We start from the raw sequence: 20914 nt of genomic DNA on the forward strand, positions 1-20914 counted from the left end.
GCACCACCCGACACGAGACCTCCGGGGCGGACCTCGCCTCCCGCATCCTGCCGCCGGGCCTGCGCGCCGACCCGGACTCGCGGCTCTCCGCCCGCCTCGCCGAGTGCCGCGCGCAGGGCCGGCCGGCCCTGGTGGGCTACCTCCCGGCGGGCTTCCCGACCGTGGAGGAGTCCATCGAGGCGGCCGTGGCCCTCGGCACCAACGGCGCGGACGTCATCGAGATCGGCATCCCGTACTCGGACCCCGTCATGGACGGGCCGGTCATCCAGCACGCGACGACGACGGCCCTGGCCAACGGCTTCCGGGTGGCCGACGTGTTCCGGGTGGTCCGCGCCGTGGCCGAGCGCACCGACGCGGTGCCCGTGGTGATGACCTACTGGAACCCGGTCCTGCAGATGGGCGTGGACACCTTCGCCCGGCGGCTCGCCGAGGCCGGGGGAGCGGGCATGATCACTCCGGACCTGATCCCGGACGAGGCCGCCGAGTGGTTCGCCGCGTCCCGGGCCCACGGCCTGGACCGGATCTTCCTGGTGGCGCCCTCCTCCTCCCGGGAACGCCTCGACCTGGTGGTCAAGGCCGCGAGCGGCTTCGTCTACGCGGTCTCCGTGATGGGTGTCACGGGAGCCCGGGACGCCGTCTCCGACGTCGCCGAGCAGCTCGTCGCCGACACGCGCGCGGCCGGCGCCCAGCACGTCTGCGTGGGCCTGGGCGTCTCCCGCCGGGAGCACGTCGAGGAGATCGGCGCGTACGCGGACGGTGTCATCGTGGGCACCGCGCTCGTGCAGGCGCTGGCCGACGGCGGCCCCGAGGCCGTGGGCGCCCTGACCCGGGAACTGGCCGGGCGCGCCTGATAGCGTGACCGGGCGGCCCCGCCCCCGCGCGGGCCGGGCCGCCCGTCCCGACGACCCCACGAGCCGAGGCCCCACCGCATGCTGCTGAGCGCCGTTCCCCCCGTGCCCGCCCTGATGAGCGCCCCGCTCCGGCAGGGCATCCCCTCCCCGGACTGGTCCGGGTTCTCGGTCGGCCCGCTGACCGTGCACGCCTACGCGCTGTGCATCCTGGCGGGCATCGCGGCCGCGCTGTGGCTGACCACGCGCCGCTGGGCGGCCCGGGGCCTGGACCCGGAGATCGTGTGGGACATCGTGATGTGGGCCGTGCCCGCCGGGATCGTGGGCGCCCGGGCCTACCACGTGCTCGTCACCGACCCGGCCGGCTACTTCGGACCGGGCGCCGACCCCCTCGACGCGCTGCGGATCTGGGAGGGCGGCCTCGGGATCATGGGGGCCGTGGCGTTCGGGGCCCTGGCCGCGTGGTGGGTCTGCCGCCGGCACGGGATCTCCCTGGCGGTCTTCGCCGACGCCGCCGCCCCCGGGCTGCTGCTCGCCCAGGCGATCGGCCGCTGGGGCAACTGGTTCAACCAGGAGCTGTTCGGGCGGCCCACCACCCTGCCGTGGGGGCTGGAGATCGACCCCTCCAGTGCGAACTTCCCCGCCGGGCTGCCGGCGGACACGCTCTTCCACCCCACGTTCCTCTACGAGTCCCTGTGGAACCTGGCCGGGGTGGTGCTGCTGCTGGCGCTGGACCGGAGGTTCCGTCTGGACGGGGGCCGTCTGTTCGCCCTCTACCTGGTGCACTACGGCCTCGGGCGGATGCTCATCGAGCTGTTCCTGCGGATCGACCCGGCCCTGATGGTGCTGGGCCTGCGGGTGCACGTGTGGACGTCCCTGGGGCTGGTCCTGCTCGGGCTGGCCCTGTTCGCGGCGGTCGTGCTCCGCCGACGCCGGTCCCGCGGGGCCGTGGCGGCCGAGCACGCCTGAACACCGCACCGGGAGCCGGGATCCAGTGCCTGGCCCCGGAGTTTTCAGAGCTGTAACATCTGAGTGCTAGATTTCTCTGGCGCCTGACCGGCGGACGGGTGAACCACGTCCGCCGCCTCCGGTGCACGCCACGATCGTCCATCGCCGGACCTTCCTGGAACGGGGCCCTTCCGCCGCCCGGCACCTCCACGACCACTGCTCGAGGACGCCGGGGGCAGCTCACGATCCGGCGGCACCTCCCGACCGGAGCCCTGCCGCGGGGGCCGCTCCTGTTGACCGCATCCCATGGTGAGGAGACGTCAGTCATGACCTCTACCCCGGCCGGCACCCCCGGTGACAATTCTGCCCAGGACGGCACGGACCCCCGTCCGGCCGCTCCCGCCGAGACCGCTCCTGCCGAGACCGCTCAGGAGCAGGCGACGTCCCCGTTCGAGCAGTTCTCGAACGCGCCCGAGGAACAGGGCCTCTACCACCCGGACGAGGAGAAGGACGCCTGCGGCCTGGCCGTGGTCGCGACCCTCAACGGCACCCCCAGCCACGAGATCGTCGACGCCGCGCTGACGGCGCTGCGCAACCTCGAGCACCGCGGCGCCGTGGGCGGCGACGAGGGCACCGGTGACGGCGCCGGGCTGCTGACGCAGCTGCCGGACGCGTTCTTCCGCGCCGTGCTGGACTTCGAGCTGCCGCCCCTGGGCGGCTACGCCGTGGGCACCGCCTTCCTCCCGCACGGCGGGGAGAACGCGGAGCGGGTCCAGGCCGCCCTCGAGGAGCTCGCGCGCTCCGAGGAGCTGCAGGTCCTCGGCTGGCGGCCCGTCCCCGTGGCCGAGTCCGTGGTGGGCCGGTCCGCGCTCGAGGTGATGCCGTACTTCGTGCAGCTCTTCGTGGCGGAGCCCGCGCCGGAGCCCGCGGACGAGGCCGCCCGGCGGCGCCTGGACCAGAAGGCGTTCCGGCTGCGCAAGCGCGCCCAGAACCGGGCCGGCGTGTACTTCCCCTCGCTGTCCTCCCGCACCATCGTCTACAAGGGCATGCTGACCACCCAGCAGCTCGAGCCCTTCTACCCGGACCTCTCCGACGACCGGTTCAGCACCGAGCTCGCGATCGTGCACTCCCGGTTCTCCACCAACACCTTCCCCTCGTGGCCCCTGGCCCAGCCCATGCGCACGCTCGCGCACAACGGCGAGATCAACACCGTCAAGGGCAACCGGAACTGGATGCGCGCCCGCCAGTCGCAGCTGAAGTCCCCGCTGCTGGGCCGCAGCCCCGAGGAGCTGTTCCCGATCTGCTCGGAGGGCGCGTCCGACTCGCAGTCCCTGGACGAGGTCGCCGAGCTGCTCGTGCTCTCGGGCCGGCCCGTCACCCAGGCCATGATGATGATGATCCCGGAGGCCTGGGAGAACCACGAGACCATGGACCCCGCCCGGAAGGCGTTCTACCGCTACCACGCCTCCTTCATGGAGCCGTGGGACGGCCCGGCCGCGGTGGCCTTCACCGACGGCGTGCAGGTCGGGTCGCTGCTGGACCGCAACGGCCTGCGCCCCGGCCGCTTCTGGGTCACGGACGACGGCCTCGTGGTCTTCGCCTCGGAGGTCGGCGTCGTCGACGTCGGGGACCGCAAGATCGTGCGCAAGGGCCGCGTGTCCCCGGGCACGATGTTCCTCGTGGACACCGCGCAGGGCCGGATCGTCGAGGACGCCGAGATCAAGGCCCAGATCGCCTCGGCCGCCCCGTGGGAGGAGTGGGCCGACGGCAACATCGTCGACATCGGCGACCTGCCCGAGCGCGAGCACATGGTCCACCCGCGCTCCTCCATCACCCTGCGCCAGAAGACCTTCGGGTACACGCAGGAGGAGCTGAAGATGATCGTCGGGCCCATGGCGGCCAAGGGCGCCGAGCCGATCTACGCGATGGGCACCGACACCCCGATCGCCGTGCTCTCCGAGAAGTCCCGCACCCTGTTCGACTACTTCGTGCAGTCCTTCGCCCAGGTCACCAACCCGCCGCTGGACGCCATCCGCGAGGAGCTCGTCACGAGCCTGCGCGGCTCCGTGGGGCCCTCCGGGAACCTGCTGACCACCGAGCGGGTGCGCACCCGTCAGATCGCGGTGGACTTCCCGGTGATCGACAACGACCAGCTGGACCAGTTCCTGCACATCGAGGGCGAGGACGGGATGCCCGCGGCCCTCAAGGTGCGGGGCCTGTACCGGCCCGACGGCGGCGCCGAGTCCCTGCGCGCCCGGATCGCGGAGATCTGCGAGAAGGTCTCCGCGGCCGTGGCCCGCGGCGTGGAGTACGTCATCGTCTCGGACCGCGACTCCAACGGCGCGTGGGCGCCCATCCCCTCGCTGCTGCTGACCTCGGCCGTGCACCACCACCTCCTGCGCTCGGCGACCCGCACCAAGGTGGCGCTGATCGTGGAGGCCGGCGACGTGCGCGAGGTCCACCACGTGGCCCTGCTCATCGGCTACGGCGCGTCCGCGGTGAACCCGTACCTGGCGATGGAGTCCGCGGAGGAGCTCGTGCGCTCGGGCGACCTCACCGGCATCACCACCGAGCACGCGGTGCACAACCTGATCAAGGCCCTGGGCAAGGGCGTGCAGAAGATCATGTCCAAGATGGGCATCTCCACCGTGTCCTCCTACTGCGGGGCCCAGGTCTTCGAGGCGCTCGGCCTGTCCCGGGAGCTCGTGGACGACTACTTCACCGGCACCCACACCCAGATCGGCGGCATCGGCCTCGACGTGATCGCCGAGGAGACCGCGTTCCGCCACCGCCGGGCGTACCCCTCCGACGGCGTGACCGAGCCCTACCGGGACCTCGAGACGGGCGGCGAGTACGACTGGCGCCGGGACGGCCCGCCGCACCTGTTCAACCCGCAGACCGTCTTCCGGCTGCAGCACGCGACCCGCACCGGCCGCTACGACATCTTCAAGTCCTACACGAAGCTCGTGGACGACCAGACGAAGAAGCTGCTGACCCTGCGCGGGCTGCTCGGCTTCTCCTCGGACCGCAGGCCGGTGCCGCTCGAGGAGGTCGAGCCCGTCAGCTCGATCGTCAAGCGCTTCCAGACGGGGGCCATGAGCTACGGCTCCATCTCCCAGGAGGCCCACGAGACCCTGGCGATCGCCATGAACCGGCTCGGCGGGAAGTCCAACACCGGTGAGGGCGGCGAGGACGTCGACCGGCTGCTGGACCCGCGCCGGCGCTCGGCGATCAAGCAGGTGGCCTCCGGGCGCTTCGGCGTCACGAGCCTGTACCTGACCAACGCCGACGACATCCAGATCAAGATGGCCCAGGGCGCCAAGCCCGGCGAGGGCGGCCAGCTGATGGCCCAGAAGCTGTACCCGTGGATCGCCCAGACCCGCCACTCCACCCCGGGCGTGTCCCTGATCTCGCCGCCGCCGCACCACGACATCTACTCGATCGAGGACCTGGCGCAGCTGATCTACGACCTCAAGCGGTCCAATCCGCGGGCCCGCGTGCACGTGAAGCTGGTCTCCGAGATCGGCATCGGCACCGTGGCCGCCGGCGTCACCAAGGCCAAGGCCGACGTGGTGCTCGTCTCCGGGCACGACGGCGGCACGGGCGCGGCCCCGCTGAACTCGCTCAAGCACGCCGGCGCGCCGTGGGAGCTCGGCCTCGCCGAGACCCAGCAGACGCTGATGCTCAACGGGCTCCGGGACCGCGTGGTGGTCCAGGCGGACGGGCAGATGAAGACCGGCCGGGACGTGATGGTCGCCGCGCTGCTCGGCGCGGAGGAGTTCGGCTTCGCCACGGCCCCGCTGATCGTCGAGGGCTGCATCATGATGCGCAAGTGCCACCTGGACACCTGCCCCGTGGGCGTCGCCACCCAGAACCCGGAGCTGCGCAAGCGGTTCACGGGCAAGGCGGAGCACGTGGTGAACTTCTTCGAGTTCATCGCCGAGGAGGTCCGGGAGTACCTGGCGCAGCTGGGCTTCCGCTCGATCGAGGAGGCCGTCGGCCACGCCGAGGTCCTCGAGACCAAGGACGCCATCGCGCACTGGAAGGCGCACGGGCTGGACCTCTCGCCGGTCCTGCACTCCACGGTGCTCGAGCACCGGGGCGCGGCCGTGCGCAACATGCGCGGCCAGGACCACGAGCTGGAGAAGCACTTCGACAACGAGCTGATCCGGCTCTCCCGGGCGGCCCTGGAGAAGCGGGAGCCCGTGCGGATCCAGCAGCACATCATCAACACGGACCGCGCGGTCGGCACGATGCTCGGCCACGTGGTGACGCGCACGTTCGGCACGGACGTCCTCGCCCACGACACGATCGACGTGACGCTCACGGGCCAGGCCGGCCAGTCCCTCGGCGCGTTCCTCCCGCAGGGCATCACCCTGCGGCTCGAGGGCGACGCCAACGACTACAGCGGCAAGGGCCTCTCCGGCGGGCGGATCATCGTGCGCCCCGAGCGGGACGCGGTCTTCGAGGCCTCCGAGAACGTCATCGCCGGCAACGTCATCGGCTACGGCGCCACGAGCGGGGAGATCTTCCTGCGCGGCGTCGTGGGCGAGCGGTTCCTGGTGCGCAACTCGGGCGCCACCGCGGTGGTCGAGGGCATCGGGGACCACGGCTGCGAGTACATGACCGGCGGCACCGCCCTGGTGCTCGGCCGCACCGGGCGCAACTTCGGCGCCGGCATGTCCGGCGGCGTCGCCTACGTGATCGACCTCGCCGAGACCTCGGTCAACAAGCAGGCCCGGGACAGCGGCGAGCTGCAGCTGCTGCCGCTGGACGAGACGGACGCCGAGGCCGTTCTGGCGCTCATCACGAGGCACGCCGAGGAGACCGGCTCCGAGCTCGCGGACCGGCTCCTGGCCGACCCGGTGGCCACGCTCGGGCGCTTCACCAAGGTCCTGCCGCGGGAGTACGCCGCCGTGCAGGGCATCCGCGAACAGGCCCGGAGCGAGGGGCAGGACCCCGACGGCGACGAGGCATGGCACAAGATCCTGGAGGTGACGACCCGTGGCTGATCCGCGCGGTTTTCTGAAGGTGACCGAGCGCGTCGACCGCCCCAAGCGGCCGGTGCCCGTCCGGATCATGGACTGGAAGGAGGTCCAGGAGGCCCAGGATCGGGGGGTGCTGCAGAAGCAGGCCGGCCGGTGCATGGACTGCGGGATCCCCTTCTGCCACGAGGGCTGCCCCCTCGGCAACCTGATCCCCGAGTGGAACGACCTCGTGTGGCGGGGCCTCGACGCCGAGGCGGTCGAGCGGATGCACGCCACCAACAACTTCCCGGAGTTCACCGGGCGGGTCTGCCCGGCGCCGTGCGAGTCCTCGTGCGTGCTCGGCATCAACCAGCCCGCGGTGACCATCAAGCAGATCGAGTACTCGATCGGCGAGATGGGCTTCGACGAGGGCATCATCCGGCCGTTCGTCCCGCAGCGCCTGGTCGGCAGGACCGTGGCGGTCGTGGGCTCCGGGCCCGGCGGCCTCGCGGTGGCCCAGCAGCTGACCCAGGCCGGGTTCACGGTCGCGGTCTACGAGCGCGACGACCGGATCGGCGGACTGCTGCGCTACGGCATCCCCGACTTCAAGATGGAGAAGGAGGTGCTCGACCGCCGCCTGGACGTGATGCGCGCCGAGGGCACCCGCTTCCGCCCGGGGGTGGAGATCGGCAAGGACATCACCTGGGACCAGCTCAAGCGCCGGTACGACGCCGTGGTGGTCGCCACCGGCGCCACCCGGCCGCGGGACCTGCAGATCCCCGGCCGGGAGCTCGACGGGGTCCACTTCGCGATGGACTACCTGGTGCAGGGCAATCGCGTGGTGGCCGGGGACGAGGTCGAGGACCAGATCTCGGCGAAGGGCAAGCACGTCATCGTGCTGGGCGGCGGCGACACCGGCTCCGACTGCATCGGCACCGCCAACCGGCAGGGCGCGGCGTCGATCACGTCGCTGGCGATCGGGCGCCGGCCGGCCGCCGACCGCTCCGACGCCGACCCGTGGCCCATGATGCCGAAGGTCTTCGAGGTCTCGTCCTCCCACGAGGAGGGCGGCGACCGCACCTACCTGGCCTCCACCGTGGAGTTCGTGGGGGAGGACGGCCGGCTCACCGGGCTGAAGGTCGCCGAGACCGAGTACCTGCCCGACGGGCGGCGCGCGCCGAAGGCGGGCACCGAGCGGGTGATCCCGGCGGACCTGGTCTTCCTGGCGCTGGGCTTCACCGGCAACGAGTCCGAGGACATCACCGAGCAGATCGGCGCCGAGCTGGACGGCCGGACCAACCTGGCCCGCGACGACCGCTACATGACCAGCGTGGACGGCGTGTTCGCGTGCGGCGACGCCGGCCGCGGCCAGTCCCTGGTCGTGTGGGCGATCGCCGAGGGCCGCGCCTGCGCGGCGGCCGTCGAGCGCTTCCTCATGGGCTCGACCCGGCTGCCGGAGCCGGTGGCCCCCACCGACCGGGCCATCGACCTCAGCCTGTAGCACGGCAGCACGGCAGCACGGCACGGGCCGCGTCCCCTTCCCGCGGAGGGGGCGCGGCCCGCGCCGTCGCACGTCCGGCGCCGGTGTCGAGGCGGGCGGGGACCCGCCCGCCTCGACACCGGCGGCGGCGTTGGTAGGCTGGACACGACCTCCCCGCCCCCGGGCGGACATCCAGGCAGTGCGGCCGGGGGCTGCGCCGCGTCCTGCGCGGTGCAGCCCCCGGCCGCAGTGCTGTGCACGTCCTCCCCGGTGGCACCCCTCGACCCAAGGCGGCACACATGCGACGAGCTAAGATCGTGGCCACGATCGGCCCGGCCATCTCCTCGTACGAGAACCTCTCCCAGGCGATCCGGTCCGGCATGAACGTGGCCCGGCTCAACATGAGCCACGGCGACCACTCCGTGCACGACGCGTCCTACGAGAACCTGCGGCGCGCCTCGGCGGACGCCGGGCAGACGGTCGCGATCCTCGCGGACCTGCAGGGGCCGAAGATCCGGCTCGGCCGCTTCGCGGACGGTCCGCACGAGCTGCTGCCCGGCGACGAGTTCTCCATCACGGTCGACGACGTCGAGGGCACGCCGAGCCTGTGCTCCACCACGCACAAGGGCCTGCCGGGCGACGTGAACGTGGGCGACCCGCTGCTCATCGACGACGGCCGGGTGGCCCTGCGCGCCACCGCCGTCTCGGACACCACGGTCACCACCGAGGTCGTCGTGGGCGGGCCGGTGTCCAACAACAAGGGCATCAACCTGCCCGGCGTGGCCGTGAACGTCCCGGCCCTGTCCGACAAGGACGAGGACGACCTGCGCTGGGCGCTGCGCCGCGGCGTGGACCTGATCGCCCTGTCCTTCGTGCGCGACGCCAAGGACATCGTGCGGGTGCACGAGATCATGGACGAGGAGGGCCGGCGGCTGCCGGTGATCGCCAAGATCGAGAAGCCGCAGGCGGTGGACTCCCTGCACGAGATCATCGACGCCTTCGACGGCATCATGGTGGCCCGCGGCGACCTCGGCGTGGAGCTGCCGCTGGAGCAGGTCCCGATCGTGCAGAAGCGTGCCATCGAGCTCGCCCGGCGCTGGGCCAAGCCCGTGATCGTGGCGACCCAGGTGCTGGAGTCGATGATCGACAGCCCGCGCCCCACCCGGGCCGAGGCCTCCGACTGCGCCAACGCCGTGCTCGACGGCGCGGACGCGGTCATGCTCTCCGGGGAGACCTCGGTGGGCAAGTACCCGATCGAGACCATCGAGACGATGGCCCGGATCATCGAGGCCACCGAGTCCCAGGCCCTCGAGCGCGTGCCCGCCCTGGGCACGGAGCCGCGCACCCGCGGGGGTGCGGTGACCCGCGCGGCGGTGACCATCGCCCGGCAGCTCGACGTCAGCTACCTCTGCACGTTCACCCAGTCCGGGGACTCCGCCCGCCGGCTGTCCCGGCTGCGCCCGTCCCACCCGATCCTCGCCTTCACCCCGGAGCCCCTCGTCACGGCGCTCATGTCCCTGCTGTGGGGCGTGCAGCCCATCCAGGTGGCGAAGGTCGACCACACGGACGACATGACCCGGCAGGTGGACCTGCACCTGCAGGAGCAGGGCCTGGCCGGCAAGGACGACATGGTCGTGATCTGCGCCGGCTCGCCCCCCGGGGTCGCCGGCACCACCAACCTGGTCAAGGTCCACCGCGTGGGCGACGTCGCGGACGCCGGTGAGCTGCTCAGCGGCCGGCGGCAGCGCGAGCACGTGGGACCGTGGCGCGAGTCCTGACCGGGCCGGCCGGCATGACCCCCGAGGAGCACTCCCGGGACCTGCGCGAGCACGGGGTCCCGGAGGAGCTGCACGCCGCCTTCCCCGGCCACGGGATGGGCGGGCTCGCCCGGGCGATGGGCATCCGGTTCACGGAGCTCACGCCCGGGCGGTCGGTCGCCACGATGCCGGTCGAGCCGAACACCCAGCCGGGCGGGATCCTGCACGGGGGAGCGCACTGCGTCCTGGCCGAGACGCTCGCCTCCACGGCGGCGAGCGTGCACGCCGGTCCGGGGCGGTACGCCGTGGGCGTCGACGTCAACGCCACGCACCAGCGCGGCGTGGCCTCCGGGACGGTCACCGGCACGTGCACCGCGCTGCACCTGGGTGCCACGCTCACCGTGCACGAGGTCGTGATGACCGACGAGCGGGGACGGCGGCTGTCCACGGCCCGCGTCACCAACCTGGTGCGGGAGCGGGGCCCCGCGGGCTGACGGCGCGGGTCGCCCGCGGGGACCGGCGGGACGGACGGGAGGGGTGGTACGAGAAGACCCCGGACCGTCGGTCCGGGGTGCTGGTGCCCAAGGTGGGACTCGAACCCACACTCCAGGGGAACCGCATTTTGAGTGCGGCGCGTCTGCCAATTCCGCCACTTGGGCCCGCGGTCGCAGTCCGCGCCGCCTCGGGGGCGGTTCCTGCGCTCGACCACTGTACAACAGTTATAGGCTGGGGCTGATCGGGCGCAACGCGCGGTGCCGGGGATCCGTGCGCCGCCGGCCCCGAGACCCCCGTGGCCCGCGCGCGCGGGCCAGGACGCACCAGCAGCCAAGGAGACAGCGTGACGGAGCAGCCGAATCCCGCCCCGGCCGAGGACCCCGGGGCCCGGGAGGACCTCCCCGGCGAGGCGGCGGAGAGCGACCTGCGCCCGGCCCGCCGGGTGGTGGTCGCCGAGGACGAGACCCTGATCCGCCTGGACATCGTGGAGATGCTCCGGGACGCCGGCTACGAGGTGGTCGCGGAGGCCGAGAACGGTCAGCGCGCCGTCGAGCTCGCCCGTGAGCACCGCCCGGACCTCGTGCTCATGGACGTGAAGATGCCGGTCCTGGACGGGATCACCGCGGCGGAGCAGATCGCCTCCGACCGGATCGCCCCGGTGGTCCTGCTGACCGCCTTCAGCCAGCGGGAGCTCGTCGAGCGGGCCCGGGAGGCGGGGGCGATGGCCTACGTGGTCAAGCCGTTCACGGTGGACGACCTCGTGCCCGCCATCGAGATCGCGATCTCCCGGGCCGAGGAGATCGCCGCGCTCGAGCGCGAGGTCTCGGACATGAAGGAGCAGTTCGCCACCCGGAAGCTCGTGGAGCGGGCGAAGTCGCTGCTGACCACCAAGATGGGCCTCACCGAGCCCGAGGCGTTCCGCTGGATCCAGAAGACCTCGATGGACCGCCGGCTGTCCATGCGCGAGGTCGCCGAGGCCATCATCAACCAGGTCGCCTGACCGGCACTGGCGACCCGTCCGCCCGGGCCCCCGGGGCGCCCGCCCCGGGCCCTAGGATGGTCGGGTGAGTGAAACGACGCAGCAGACGCAGCCCGACGCGACCCCCGAGACCGCCGTGCGCACGGTGACCGTCGGGACCGAGACCGACCACCCCGTCGACGTCGAGATCCCCCTCCCGGTCTCCCGGCCCGACCGGAAGCTGCTGCTGGTGGACGGCCACTCCCTGGCCTTCCGCGCGTTCTTCGCGCTGTCCCGCGCCGCGGAGTACGGCGGCGGGCCGGCCTTCGTGACCTCCGACGGCCGGCACACCGAGGCCGTCTACGGCTTCGTGAACACCCTCGTGAAGCTGGTGCGGGAGCAGAAGCCCACGCACCTGGTGGTCTCCTTCGACCTGGAGGGGCCCACCCTGCGCTCCCAGGAGTACGAGGAGTACAAGGGCGGGCGGGACGAGACGCCCGAGGAGTTCCACGGGCAGGTCCCGCAGATCCGCCGGATCCTCGACGCCCTGGGCGTGCCCGTGGTCACCGCCGAGGGCCACGAGGCCGACGACGTCCTGGCCACCCTGGCCCGCCGCGGCGCCGAGCAGGACTACGAGGTGCTCGTCTTCTCCGGGGACCGGGACGCCTTCCAGATGATCGACGAGCACGTCACGGTCGTCTATCCCGGGCGCACCCCGTCCGACCTCAAGCACATGGACGCCGCCGCCGTGGTGGAGAAGTACAAGGTGCCGCCGCGGCACTACCCGGACCTCGCGGCGCTCACCGGTGAGCAGGCCGACAACCTCCCGGGGGTCCCGGGCGTGGGGGCCGGCTTCGCCGCCAAGTGGATCCTCGCCTACGGCGGCGTCGACACGATCCTGGCGCACGCGGACAGGGTCAAGGGCAAGAAGGGCGAGGCGCTGCGCGAGCACCGCGCGGCGGTCGAGCGCAACCGGCGGCTCAACCGCCTGGTCACCGACCTCGGGCTGGAGGTCGACCTCGCCGAGGCCGGGCTGCCCGTGCCCGACACGGAAGCCGTGCGGGAGGTCTTCGGCGACCTCGAGTTCGGCGACGGCCTGCGCAACCGGCTCTTCGACGCCTTCGGCCGCCCCGCCGAGGAGGCCGCGCCGCCGGCCGACCTGGGCCTGGGCGAGATCGGGCGTCCCGGCACCGCCGAGGAGCTGGAGCGGTGGCTGGCCGACGGCCAGGACGCCGTGGCGCTGCACGCGCTGCACCGCGAGGACGACCCCGTCCTGCCCGGCGCCCGCGAGCTCTCCGGCCTGGTCCTCGCCCGCGGCGAGGACCAGCCGTCCGCGCTGTTCCTCGACCTGGCGGCGGCGGACTCCGCACTGGAGTCCGCGCTGGCCCGCTGGCTGGCCGACGCGGACCGGCCCAAGATCGTGGACGGGGTCAAGGACGTCTGGAAGTCCCTCGCGGTGCGCGGGCTGCCGCTGGCCGGGGTCGTGGACGACCCCCAGCTCTCGGCCTACCTGCTGCAGCCCGCCCGGCGCAGCTACGAGCTCCCCGCCCTGCTCGAGGACCGGCTGGGCCTGGCCGTGGCGCCCGTGGCGGACGGCTCCGCCGCGGAGGGCCAGCAGCAGCTCGCCCTCGACGAGCAGCCCTGGCCGGCGCCGGCGGTGCTGCGGCGGGAGGCGGAGCTGGCGGTCGCGACCGTGCAGCTGTCCCGGCACCTGCGGGAGAAGCTGGCCGAGACCCACCAGACCGCCCTGCTCACGGACCTCGAGCTGCCCCTGGCCGTGGTGCTGGGCCGGATGGAGCTCGCCGGGATCGCCGTGGACCCCGAGGGGGTCCAGGTCCTGCTCGACGACTTCGCCCGCGTGATCGAGCAGGCTCAGCAGGAGGCGCACGCCCAGATCGAGGAGCCGGTGAACCTGGGCTCCACCAAGCAGCTGCAGCAGGTGATGTTCGAGGAGCTGGGGCTGCCGAAGACCAAGAAGATCAAGTCCGGCTACACCACGGACGCGGACGCCGTGGCGGAGCTGCTCACCCGCACCGACCCGGACTCCAAGGGCCACCGCTTCCTCGCCGGCCTGCTGGCCTACCGGGACGCCAACAGGCTCCGCCAGACCGTCGAGGGCCTGCAGAAGGCCATCGCCGAGGACGGTCGCGTGCACACCACCTACATGCAGAACGTCGCCGCCACCGGCCGGCTGTCCTCGACCAACCCCAACCTGCAGAACATCCCGGTGCGCACCGAGGAGGGCCGCCGCATCCGCGGGCTCTTCGTGGTCGGGCGCCCCGAGGACGGACGGGCCTACGACCAGCTGCTGACCGCCGACTACTCCCAGATCGAGATGCGCATCATGGCGCACCTGTCCGGGGACGAGGCACTGATCGAGGCCTTCCGCAGCGGCGAGGACCTGCACCGCTTCGTGGGCGCCAAGATCTTCGGCGTGGCCCCCGAGGAGGTCACCGCCCCCATGCGCTCCAAGGTCAAGGCCATGAGCTACGGGCTGGTGTACGGGTTGAGCTCCTTCGGGCTCTCCAAGCAGCTGCGGATCCCCGTGGACGAGGCCCGCACCCTGATGAGCGACTACTTCACCCGGTTCGGGGCGGTGCGCGACTACCTGCGCGGGGTCGTGGAGCAGGCCCGCGAGGACGGGTACACGGCCACGATCGACGGCCGGCGCCGGTACCTCCCGGACCTCTCCAGCGACAACCGGCAGCTGCGCTCCATGGCCGAGCGCGCCGCCCTCAACGCTCCCATCCAGGGCTCGGCCGCGGACATCATCAAGAAGGCGATGCTGGGCGTGGACCGGCGCTTCGCCGACGAGGGGCTCGGCTCGCGGATGCTCCTGCAGGTCCACGACGAGCTCGTGGTGGAGGTGGTCCGCGGGGAGCGGGAGACCGTGGAGCGGGTGCTGCGCGAGGAGATGGGCGGCGCCGCCCAGCTGTCCGTGCCGCTGGAGGTCAACGTCGGCGCGGGCCGCTCCTGGCACGAGGCCGCCCACTGACCGGCCGGCCCGGCGCCCCGGCCGGCCCGCCGCCCGATCCCACCGCGAACGAGGAACACGCCATGGACCCCCTGCACGACGCTCCGACGACACCGTCCACCCCCGGCACCGTGACCGAGTCATACTCGGCCCACGGGCACGACTACACCTTCGCGGAGTTCGGCGTGGGCCCCGGGGGCGTCGCGGCCAATCCGGCGGCCGTGGAGTGGGTGCGGGCCATCCGGCAGGGCTTCCACCAGGCGGAGCCGACCGACGAGACCCTCGAGCGCACCCTGTCCTGGATGCACGCCGAGCGGGTGCGGCTGCGGGGGGCGTACCCCCACGCCGTGCCGGAGGCGGCGCTGCCCACGCAGCGGCCCGTGGCGACCTTCACCTCCTGGGAGGGCTCGCTCAACGCGGGCCGGGGCCGGCTGCTGCGCGCCCGGCTCATCTCCGAGGTCACCGTCCGGCCCACGCACAGCCGCCGCGGGCTGCTGCGCCGGCTCATGACGGGGGAGCTCGACCGCGCCCGGCGGGACGGCTACCCCGTGGCGCTGCTGACCGCGACCGAGGCCACCATCTACGGCCGGTTCGGCTTCGGCGCGGCCACGTTCAACCGCGAGGTCGCCGTGGACGCCACCACCCGCCTGCAGCTCAAGGCGCCCACCGTGGGCAGCGTGGAGATGGCCGACGGCGAGGCGGTGCGCCGGCTCGCCCCCGTGCTCTTCCAGCGCTTCCACGAGAGCTCGCACGGGTCGGTGAGCCGGGTGGCCTACCACTGGCCCGAGTACACGGGGGAGTACGCCATCACCCCCCAGAAGGCGGACCCGGAGGTGCGCTGCGCCGTGCACTACGACGACGGGATGCGCCCGGACGGCTACGTGACCTACCGGTTCGAGCCGAACACCTCCTACCCGCTGACCCTGACGGTGCTCGACCTCGTGGGCGCGTCCCCGGACGTGTCGATCGCCCTCTGGGAGTTCGTGACGTCCCTGGACCTCGTGGACCAGGTGCGCTTCGGCCGCGCCCCCGTGGAGGACCCGCTGGTGTGGGCGATGGCGGACCGCGCCAAGTACCGCGTCACCGCCGAGTCGGACAAGGTGTGGGTGCGGGTCCTGGACCCGGCCGCCGCGCTGGTCGCCCGCCCGTACACCCCGCGCGGGCGGATCGTCATCTCCCTCGTGGACTCGATGGGCTACGCCGACGGCGTCTGGGCGCTGGACACCACCGGCGGGACGCCCGTGGTCGAGCGGCTCCGCGACCGGCCCCGCACCGCCGACGACGAGGCCGGGCGGTCGGTGCCCGCGGTGGAGCTGCCCGACGGCGCGGACGTGGCGATGCGGGTGGACGTGCTGGGGTCCCTGTACCTCGGGGCGGTGAAGGCCAGCACCCTGGCGCAGGCCGGGCTGATCGTGGCCCGGGACGAGGACGCGCTGCGGGACCTGCAGGACTTCATGGAGACCCCGACCGCCCCGTACGGCGTCACACAGTTCTGAGCCGGACCCGCGCGGCGGGGCGCGTGTTGCTTCCTTTTTCCCTCGTCCGTAGACTGACCCGGTGCGTGCTCTGCACGTGCCCTGTCCAGCAATCCTTCGGAACGGCCGCGGTCCGGCCGGACAATCTCCGTTCCGACTGATCACGAACTATCCACATCGGAGCCCCTACTACATGACCACCACCACCCCGCAGGTTGCCGTCAACGACATCGGGTCCGCGGAGGACTTCCTCGCCGCTGTCGACGCGACCATCAAGTACTTCAACGACGGCGACCTCGTCGAGGGCACCGTCGTCAAGGTCGACCGCGACGAGGTCCTTCTCGACATCGGCTACAAGACCGAGGGCGTCATCCCGTCCCGCGAGCTGTCCATCAAGCACGATGTCGACCCGGACGAGGTCGTGACCGTGGGTGATGAGGTCGAGGCTCTGGTCCTCACCAAGGAGGACAAGGAAGGCCGCCTGATCCTGTCCAAGAAGCGGGCTCAGTACGAGCGCGCCTGGGGCGACATCGAGAAGATCAAGGAGGACGACGGCGTCGTCACCGGCACCGTCATCGAGGTCGTCAAGGGTGGTCTCATCCTCGACATCGGCCTGCGCGGCTTCCTGCCCGCCTCCCTCGTCGAGATGCGCCGCGTGCGCGACCTCGCGCCGTACATCGGCCAGCAGATCGAGGCGAAGATCATCGAGCTGGACAAGAACCGCAACAACGTGGTCCTGTCCCGCCGCGCCTGGCTCGAGCAGACCCAGTCCGAGGTCCGCTCCAACTTCCTGCACAAGCTCGAGAAGGGCCAGGTCCGCACGGGCACGGTCTCCTCGATCGTCAACTTCGGCGCATTCGTGGACCTGGGCGGCGTCGACGGCCTGGTGCACGTCTCCGAGCTGTCCTGGAAGCACATCGACCACCCCTCCGAGGTCGTCGAGGTCGGCCAGGAGGTCACGGTCGAGGTCCTGGACGTCGACATGGACCGCGAGCGCGTCTCCCTGTCGCTGAAGGCGACCCAGGAGGACCCCTGGCAGCTGTTCGCCCGCACCCACGCCCTCGGGCAGGTCGTGCCGGGCAAGGTCACCAAGCTCGTCCCCTTCGGTGCGTTCGTGCGCGTCGAGGACGGCATCGAGGGCCTGGTGCACATCTCCGAGCTGGCCCAGCGCCACGTGGACATGGCCGAGCAGGTCGTCTCCGTGGGCGATGAGCTGTTCGTCAAGGTCATCGACATCGACCTGGACCGCCGCCGCATCTCGCTGTCGCTCAAGCAGGCCAACGAGGGCGTGGACCCGGACTCCACCGAGTTCGACCCGGCCCAGTACGGCATGGCCGCCGAGTACGACGAGCAGGGGAACTACAAGTACCCCGAGGGCTTCGATCCCGAGACCAACGAGTGGATCGAGGGCTACGAGACCCAGCGCGCCGCCTGGGAGCAGCAGTACGCCGACGCCCAGTCCCGCTGGGAGGCGCACAAGGAGCAGGTCCGCAAGTCGATCGCCGAGGACGCCGAGGCCGCCGCGGGCGGCACGACGAGCTCCTCCTCGTCGTCGTCCTCCTCCTCCGCGTCCACGCCGGCCCCGACCAGCTACTCCTCCGAGGCCCCGGCCGCCGACTCCGGCACCCTGGCCTCCGACGAGGCCCTGGCCGCCCTGCGCGAGAAGCTCACCGGCGCCTGATCCGACCGGTACCGCCGGGCCGTTCCGCACGGCACGGACCACGACGGCCCCCGTCCCTTCGCAGGGCGGGGGCCGTCGTGCTGTCCGGGGTCGCCGGGCGGCCCGCGCCGTTCAGGGCCGGTGGCCGGCGGGGGAGTCGAGCCAGTCCTTGCCGACGGGGCGCAGGACCCCGGCGCCGGAGGTCAGCGAGGCCACGCGGGAGTGCAGCGCGGCGACGGCCGCGTCGTCGTCGGGCAGGGCGAGGCCCAGCTCCGCGCCGGCCGCCCCGTAGGCGGTGTCCAGGACCGTGGTCCCGGCCGAGCGCAGCTCGTGCTCGAGCCGGCCCGCGTCCGCGTGGGACGCCGGCAGCCGGTAGAGCCGTTGCCGGCGCCGGACCACCAGGGAGGCCCCGTCGAGGGCCTGGGACACGGCCTCGGAGTAGGCGCGGACCAGCCCGCCGGCACCGAGCAGGGTGCCCCCGAACCACCGGACCACCACGGCGCTCACGTCCGAGAGGTCGGTGACGTCGCGGCCCTGCGCGTCCGCGGCCGTGCGGCGCAGCACGAGGGCCTCGAGCATCGGCAGGCCCGCGGTGCCGGCGGGCTCGCCGTCGTCCGAGGAGCGCTGCACGTCCCGGTCCGGGCCCAGGACGAACGCCGAGCAGTGGTGGCGGGCGTCGTGGAAGCCGCGCCGCAGCTCCTCGACCAGGGCCCGGGCCTCGGCCTCCGTGGACGCCCGCCGCGCCACCGCCAGGAAGCGGGAGCGCTTGACCTCCAGCTCGGCCACCGCCTCCGTGCCCGCGGCGAGGGTCGTGTACCGGGTGGCGCGGCTGAGCAGGGGGTCCGGGTCCATGGTCCTCACTCTAGGCCGCGCCCCGGCTCCCTCGACGGAGCCGGGGCGGGGTGCTAGACAGGAGGGCATCCACCATGCGGGGAGCAGACGAGGGAGCAGACATGCGCATCGCCGACACCTCCGACCTCTGGTGGAAGCAGGCGGTCGTCTACTGCGTGGACGTCGAACGGTTCCTGGACACGGACGGGAACGGCACCGGGGACATCGCCGGTCTCGCCGAGCGGGTGGACTACCTGGCGGAGCTGGGCGTCACCTGCCTGTGGCTCATGCCGTTCTATCCCACGCCGAACCGGGACGACGGCTACGACGTCACGGACTTCTACGGCGTCGACCGGCGCCTGGGCAGCTTCGGCGACCTCGTGGAGCTCGTCCGCACGGCCCAGGACCGTGGTCTGCGGGTCATCGCCGACCTCGTGGTCAACCACACCTCGGACCGGCACCCGTGGTTCCAGGCCTCCCGCTCGAGCACGGACAACCCGTACCGCGACTACTACGTGTGGCGTGCCGACGAGCCCCCGGACACGTCCGAGAAGGCCGTGTTCCCCGACAAGGAGGGCGGCATCTGGACCCGGGACGAGGCCACCGGGCACTGGTACCTGCACCGCTTCTACCGCCACCAGCCGGACCTGAACCTGTCCCACCCCAAGGTGCGGGACGAGATCGCCAAGGTCGTCGGCTTCTGGCTGCACCTGGGCCTGGACGGTTTCCGCGTGGACGGGATCCCGCAGCTGCTCACCCTCGGGCAGGGCGACGACTTCGAGAACCGGGCCGGGTTCACCGAACCGCACGCGTTCCTGCGCTCGCTGCGCAAGTTCATGAACCGCCGCAACGGCCGGGCCGCCCTGCTGGGCGAGGTCAACCTGCCCTACCAGCAGCAGCTCGAGCTGTTCGGCACCGAGGACGCGGGGGAGCTGACCATGATCTTCGACTTCGTGGCCATGCAGCAGCTCTACCTCTCGCTGGCCCGCCAGGACGCGGGTCCGCTGGCGACCGCCCTGAAGAACCGGCCGTCCATCGCGCAGGACGCCCAGTGGGCCAACTTCGTGCGCAACCACGACGAGCTCACCCTCGACCAGCTCACCGGGGCCGAGCGGGAGGAGGTGTTCGCGGCCTTCGGGCCGGAGGAGCGGATGCAGGTCTACGGCCGGGGCCTCACGCGGCGGCTGCCGCCCATGCTGCAGGGCGACCGGCAGCGCATCCGGATGGTCTACTCGCTGCTCTTCTCGCTGCCGGGCACCCCGGTGCTGTACTACGGCGAGGAGATCGGCATGGGCGAGAACCTCGCCGCCGAGGGGCGCATGGCGGTGCGCACGCCCATGCAGTGGACCTCGGGGCGCAACGGGGGCTTCTCCGCCGCCGCCGCCGAGGAGCTCTCCGCCCCCGTGGTCGAGGGGGAGTACGGGCCCGCGCACGTGAACGTGGCCGACGCGAAGCGGGACCCCGGCTCCCTGCTGCACTTCGTCACCGCCCTGACCCGCCGCTACCGGGAGTGCACCGAGCTGGCCTGGGGCCCCGCCGAGGTCCTGGACCAGCCGCGCCGGGGGGTGCTCGCCAACCGGTGCGCGTGGGAGGGCTCCGCCGTCGTCGCTCTGCACAACTTCTCCCCGGAGCCGACCACGGTGCCGCTGCGGCTGCCGGACGAGGAGGAGGGCACCGTGCTGCTGGACCTGCTGGCGGACGGCAGGTGCGCCCTCGACGCGGACTCGTCGGCGGAGCTGGCGCTCGAGGGCTACGGCTTCCGCTGGCTCCGGGTGCAGCGGGAGCACGGGCCCGGCACGCTGCCGGACGTCATGACCACCGTGGCCGGGGCCGGGGAGCCGTGAGCGCCCGGCGGTCCTCGTTCCGGCCCGGCCGCTAGCATGGTCCCATGCTGACCATCGGACTCACGGGCGGGATCGCCTCGGGCAAGTCCACGGTCTCTCGGCGGCTCATGGAGCTCGGGGCCACCGTGATCGACGCCGACGCGATCGCGCGGGCCCTGCAGGAGCCCGGCGCTCCCGGCCTGGACGGGATCGTCGAGGAGTTCGGTCCCTCCGTGCTGACCCCGGACGGCCGCCTGGACCGGGCGGCGCTCGGCGCCCGGGTGTTCGCGGACCCGGAGGCGAGGCAGCGGCTCAACGCGATCATCCACCCCCTCGTCCGGGCGGAGGCCGAACGGCTCGCGGCCGCGGCCGGCGAGGACGCGGTCCTGGTCGAGGACATCCCCCTGCTCGTGGAGACCGGCCAGCACGGGCGCTTCGACCTCGTGCTCACGGTCCAGGCCCCGGTGGAGGAGCGTGTGCGGCGGATGGTCGAGGACCGCGGGATGACGGAGGCGGACGCCCGCGCCCGGATCTCGGCCCAGGCCACCGACGAGGAGCGGGCGGCCGTCTCCAGCACCGTGCTCGTCAACGACGGCTCCGTGCAGCGGCTGCTGGACCGTGTCGACGCGTGGTGGGAGTGGCACGTGGAACCGCGGCTGTCCTCCACGCCGTCCGGAACGTGACTCTCCACTGTTCGG

13 protein-coding genes and 1 tRNA gene are annotated in these 20914 nt (G+C 72.6%); 12 read left to right on the forward strand and 2 right to left on the reverse strand.

Annotated elements, in window-relative coordinates:
• Nucleotides 1-44: 44 nt before the first annotated feature.
• The 6 genes from trpA to RCG67_RS12110 all read left to right on the forward strand — a co-directional run bounded on the left by trpA (nt 45) and on the right by RCG67_RS12110 (nt 10494).
• Entirely contained in the window at nt 45-851 is an 807-nt protein-coding gene (gene trpA, locus RCG67_RS12085; protein ID WP_438612667.1) for a tryptophan synthase subunit alpha, read from the forward strand.
• Nucleotides 852-929: 78 nt separating this feature from the next.
• Complete coding sequence (gene lgt, locus RCG67_RS12090; protein WP_368826534.1) at nt 930-1817, forward strand: prolipoprotein diacylglyceryl transferase; 888 nt, start codon at nt 930-932, stop codon at nt 1815-1817.
• Nucleotides 1818-2122: 305 nt separating this feature from the next.
• Entirely contained in the window at nt 2123-6808 is a 4686-nt protein-coding gene (gene gltB, locus RCG67_RS12095; RefSeq protein ID WP_368826536.1) for a glutamate synthase large subunit, read from the forward strand.
• Nucleotides 6801-8264, forward strand: a complete 1464-nt coding sequence (locus RCG67_RS12100; RefSeq protein ID WP_368826538.1) for a glutamate synthase subunit beta — start codon at nt 6801-6803, stop codon at nt 8262-8264. Before gltB ends, RCG67_RS12100 begins: the two co-directional genes overlap by 8 nt.
• A gap of 278 nt (nt 8265-8542) precedes the next feature.
• Complete coding sequence (gene pyk / locus RCG67_RS12105; protein WP_058873633.1) at nt 8543-10021, forward strand: pyruvate kinase; 1479 nt, start codon at nt 8543-8545, stop codon at nt 10019-10021.
• 14 nt (nt 10022-10035) lie between these two features.
• Nucleotides 10036-10494, forward strand: a complete 459-nt coding sequence (locus tag RCG67_RS12110) for a PaaI family thioesterase (RefSeq protein WP_368826574.1) — start codon at nt 10036-10038, stop codon at nt 10492-10494.
• An 81-nt stretch (nt 10495-10575) separates the two neighbouring features.
• Here RCG67_RS12110 and RCG67_RS12115 read toward each other — a convergent pair.
• A tRNA-Leu gene (locus RCG67_RS12115) sits at nt 10576-10659 on the reverse strand.
• A gap of 260 nt (nt 10660-10919) precedes the next feature.
• Here RCG67_RS12115 and RCG67_RS12120 point away from each other — a divergent pair.
• The 4 genes from RCG67_RS12120 (at nt 10920) to rpsA (ending at nt 17583) form a co-directional block, all read left to right on the forward strand.
• A complete protein-coding gene (locus RCG67_RS12120; protein WP_058873746.1) occupies nt 10920-11495 on the forward strand; it encodes an ANTAR domain-containing response regulator in 576 nt (191 codons plus the stop codon).
• 64 nt (nt 11496-11559) lie between these two features.
• Nucleotides 11560-14448 carry a DNA polymerase I gene (gene polA / locus RCG67_RS12125; RefSeq protein WP_368826541.1) on the forward strand — a complete coding sequence of 963 codons (2889 nt, stop codon included), beginning with the start codon at nt 11560-11562 and terminating at the stop codon, nt 14446-14448.
• Between the two features lie 62 nt (nt 14449-14510).
• The gene (locus RCG67_RS12130; RefSeq protein WP_368826543.1) at nt 14511-15923 is read left to right on the forward strand and encodes a GNAT family N-acetyltransferase; all 1413 of its coding nucleotides are present in this window, start codon (nt 14511-14513) and stop codon (nt 15921-15923) included.
• A 172-nt stretch (nt 15924-16095) separates the two neighbouring features.
• Nucleotides 16096-17583, forward strand: coding sequence for a 30S ribosomal protein S1 (rpsA, locus tag RCG67_RS12135; protein ID WP_058873630.1), 1488 nt, complete (start codon nt 16096-16098; stop codon nt 17581-17583).
• A 111-nt stretch (nt 17584-17694) separates the two neighbouring features.
• Here the strand turns inward: rpsA and RCG67_RS12140 are convergent, their stop codons facing one another.
• Nucleotides 17695-18414: an IMPACT family protein gene (locus tag RCG67_RS12140; RefSeq protein WP_368826544.1), complete on the reverse strand. Its 720-nt coding sequence runs from the start codon at nt 18412-18414 to the stop codon at nt 17695-17697.
• Nucleotides 18415-18515: 101 nt separating this feature from the next.
• Here RCG67_RS12140 and RCG67_RS12145 point away from each other — a divergent pair, with 101 nt between their 5' ends.
• Nucleotides 18516-20237: an alpha-amylase family protein gene (locus RCG67_RS12145; RefSeq protein ID WP_368826545.1), complete on the forward strand. Its 1722-nt coding sequence runs from the start codon at nt 18516-18518 to the stop codon at nt 20235-20237.
• 44 nt (nt 20238-20281) lie between these two features.
• The gene (gene coaE, locus RCG67_RS12150; RefSeq protein ID WP_368826546.1) at nt 20282-20899 is read left to right on the forward strand and encodes a dephospho-CoA kinase; all 618 of its coding nucleotides are present in this window, start codon (nt 20282-20284) and stop codon (nt 20897-20899) included.
• The last annotated feature ends 15 nt before the right edge of the window (nt 20900-20914 follow it).

The organism is Kocuria cellulosilytica (genome assembly GCF_040981245.1).
In the GTDB taxonomy this organism is placed as follows: domain Bacteria; phylum Actinomycetota; class Actinomycetes; order Actinomycetales; family Micrococcaceae; genus Kocuria; species Kocuria cellulosilytica.

Bases quoted from the DNA above. Each gene is read 5' to 3' on its own strand.
- RCG67_RS12130 (WP_368826543.1), top strand. From the start codon at position 14,511: ATGGACCCCCTGCACGACGCTCCGACGACACCGTCCACCCCCGGCACC.
- lgt (WP_368826534.1), top strand. From the start codon at position 930: ATGCTGCTGAGCGCCGTTCCCCCCGTGCCCGCCCTGATGAGCGCCCCG.
- RCG67_RS12145 (WP_368826545.1), top strand. From the start codon at position 18,516: ATGCGCATCGCCGACACCTCCGACCTCTGGTGGAAGCAGGCGGTCGTC.
- gltB (WP_368826536.1), top strand. From the start codon at position 2,123: ATGACCTCTACCCCGGCCGGCACCCCCGGTGACAATTCTGCCCAGGAC.
- coaE (WP_368826546.1), top strand. From the start codon at position 20,282: ATGCTGACCATCGGACTCACGGGCGGGATCGCCTCGGGCAAGTCCACG.
- rpsA (WP_058873630.1), top strand. From the start codon at position 16,096: ATGACCACCACCACCCCGCAGGTTGCCGTCAACGACATCGGGTCCGCG.
- pyk (WP_058873633.1), top strand. From the start codon at position 8,543: ATGCGACGAGCTAAGATCGTGGCCACGATCGGCCCGGCCATCTCCTCG.
- RCG67_RS12110 (WP_368826574.1), top strand. From the start codon at position 10,036: ATGACCCCCGAGGAGCACTCCCGGGACCTGCGCGAGCACGGGGTCCCG.
- RCG67_RS12140 (WP_368826544.1), bottom strand. From the start codon at position 18,414: ATGGACCCGGACCCCCTGCTCAGCCGCGCCACCCGGTACACGACCCTC.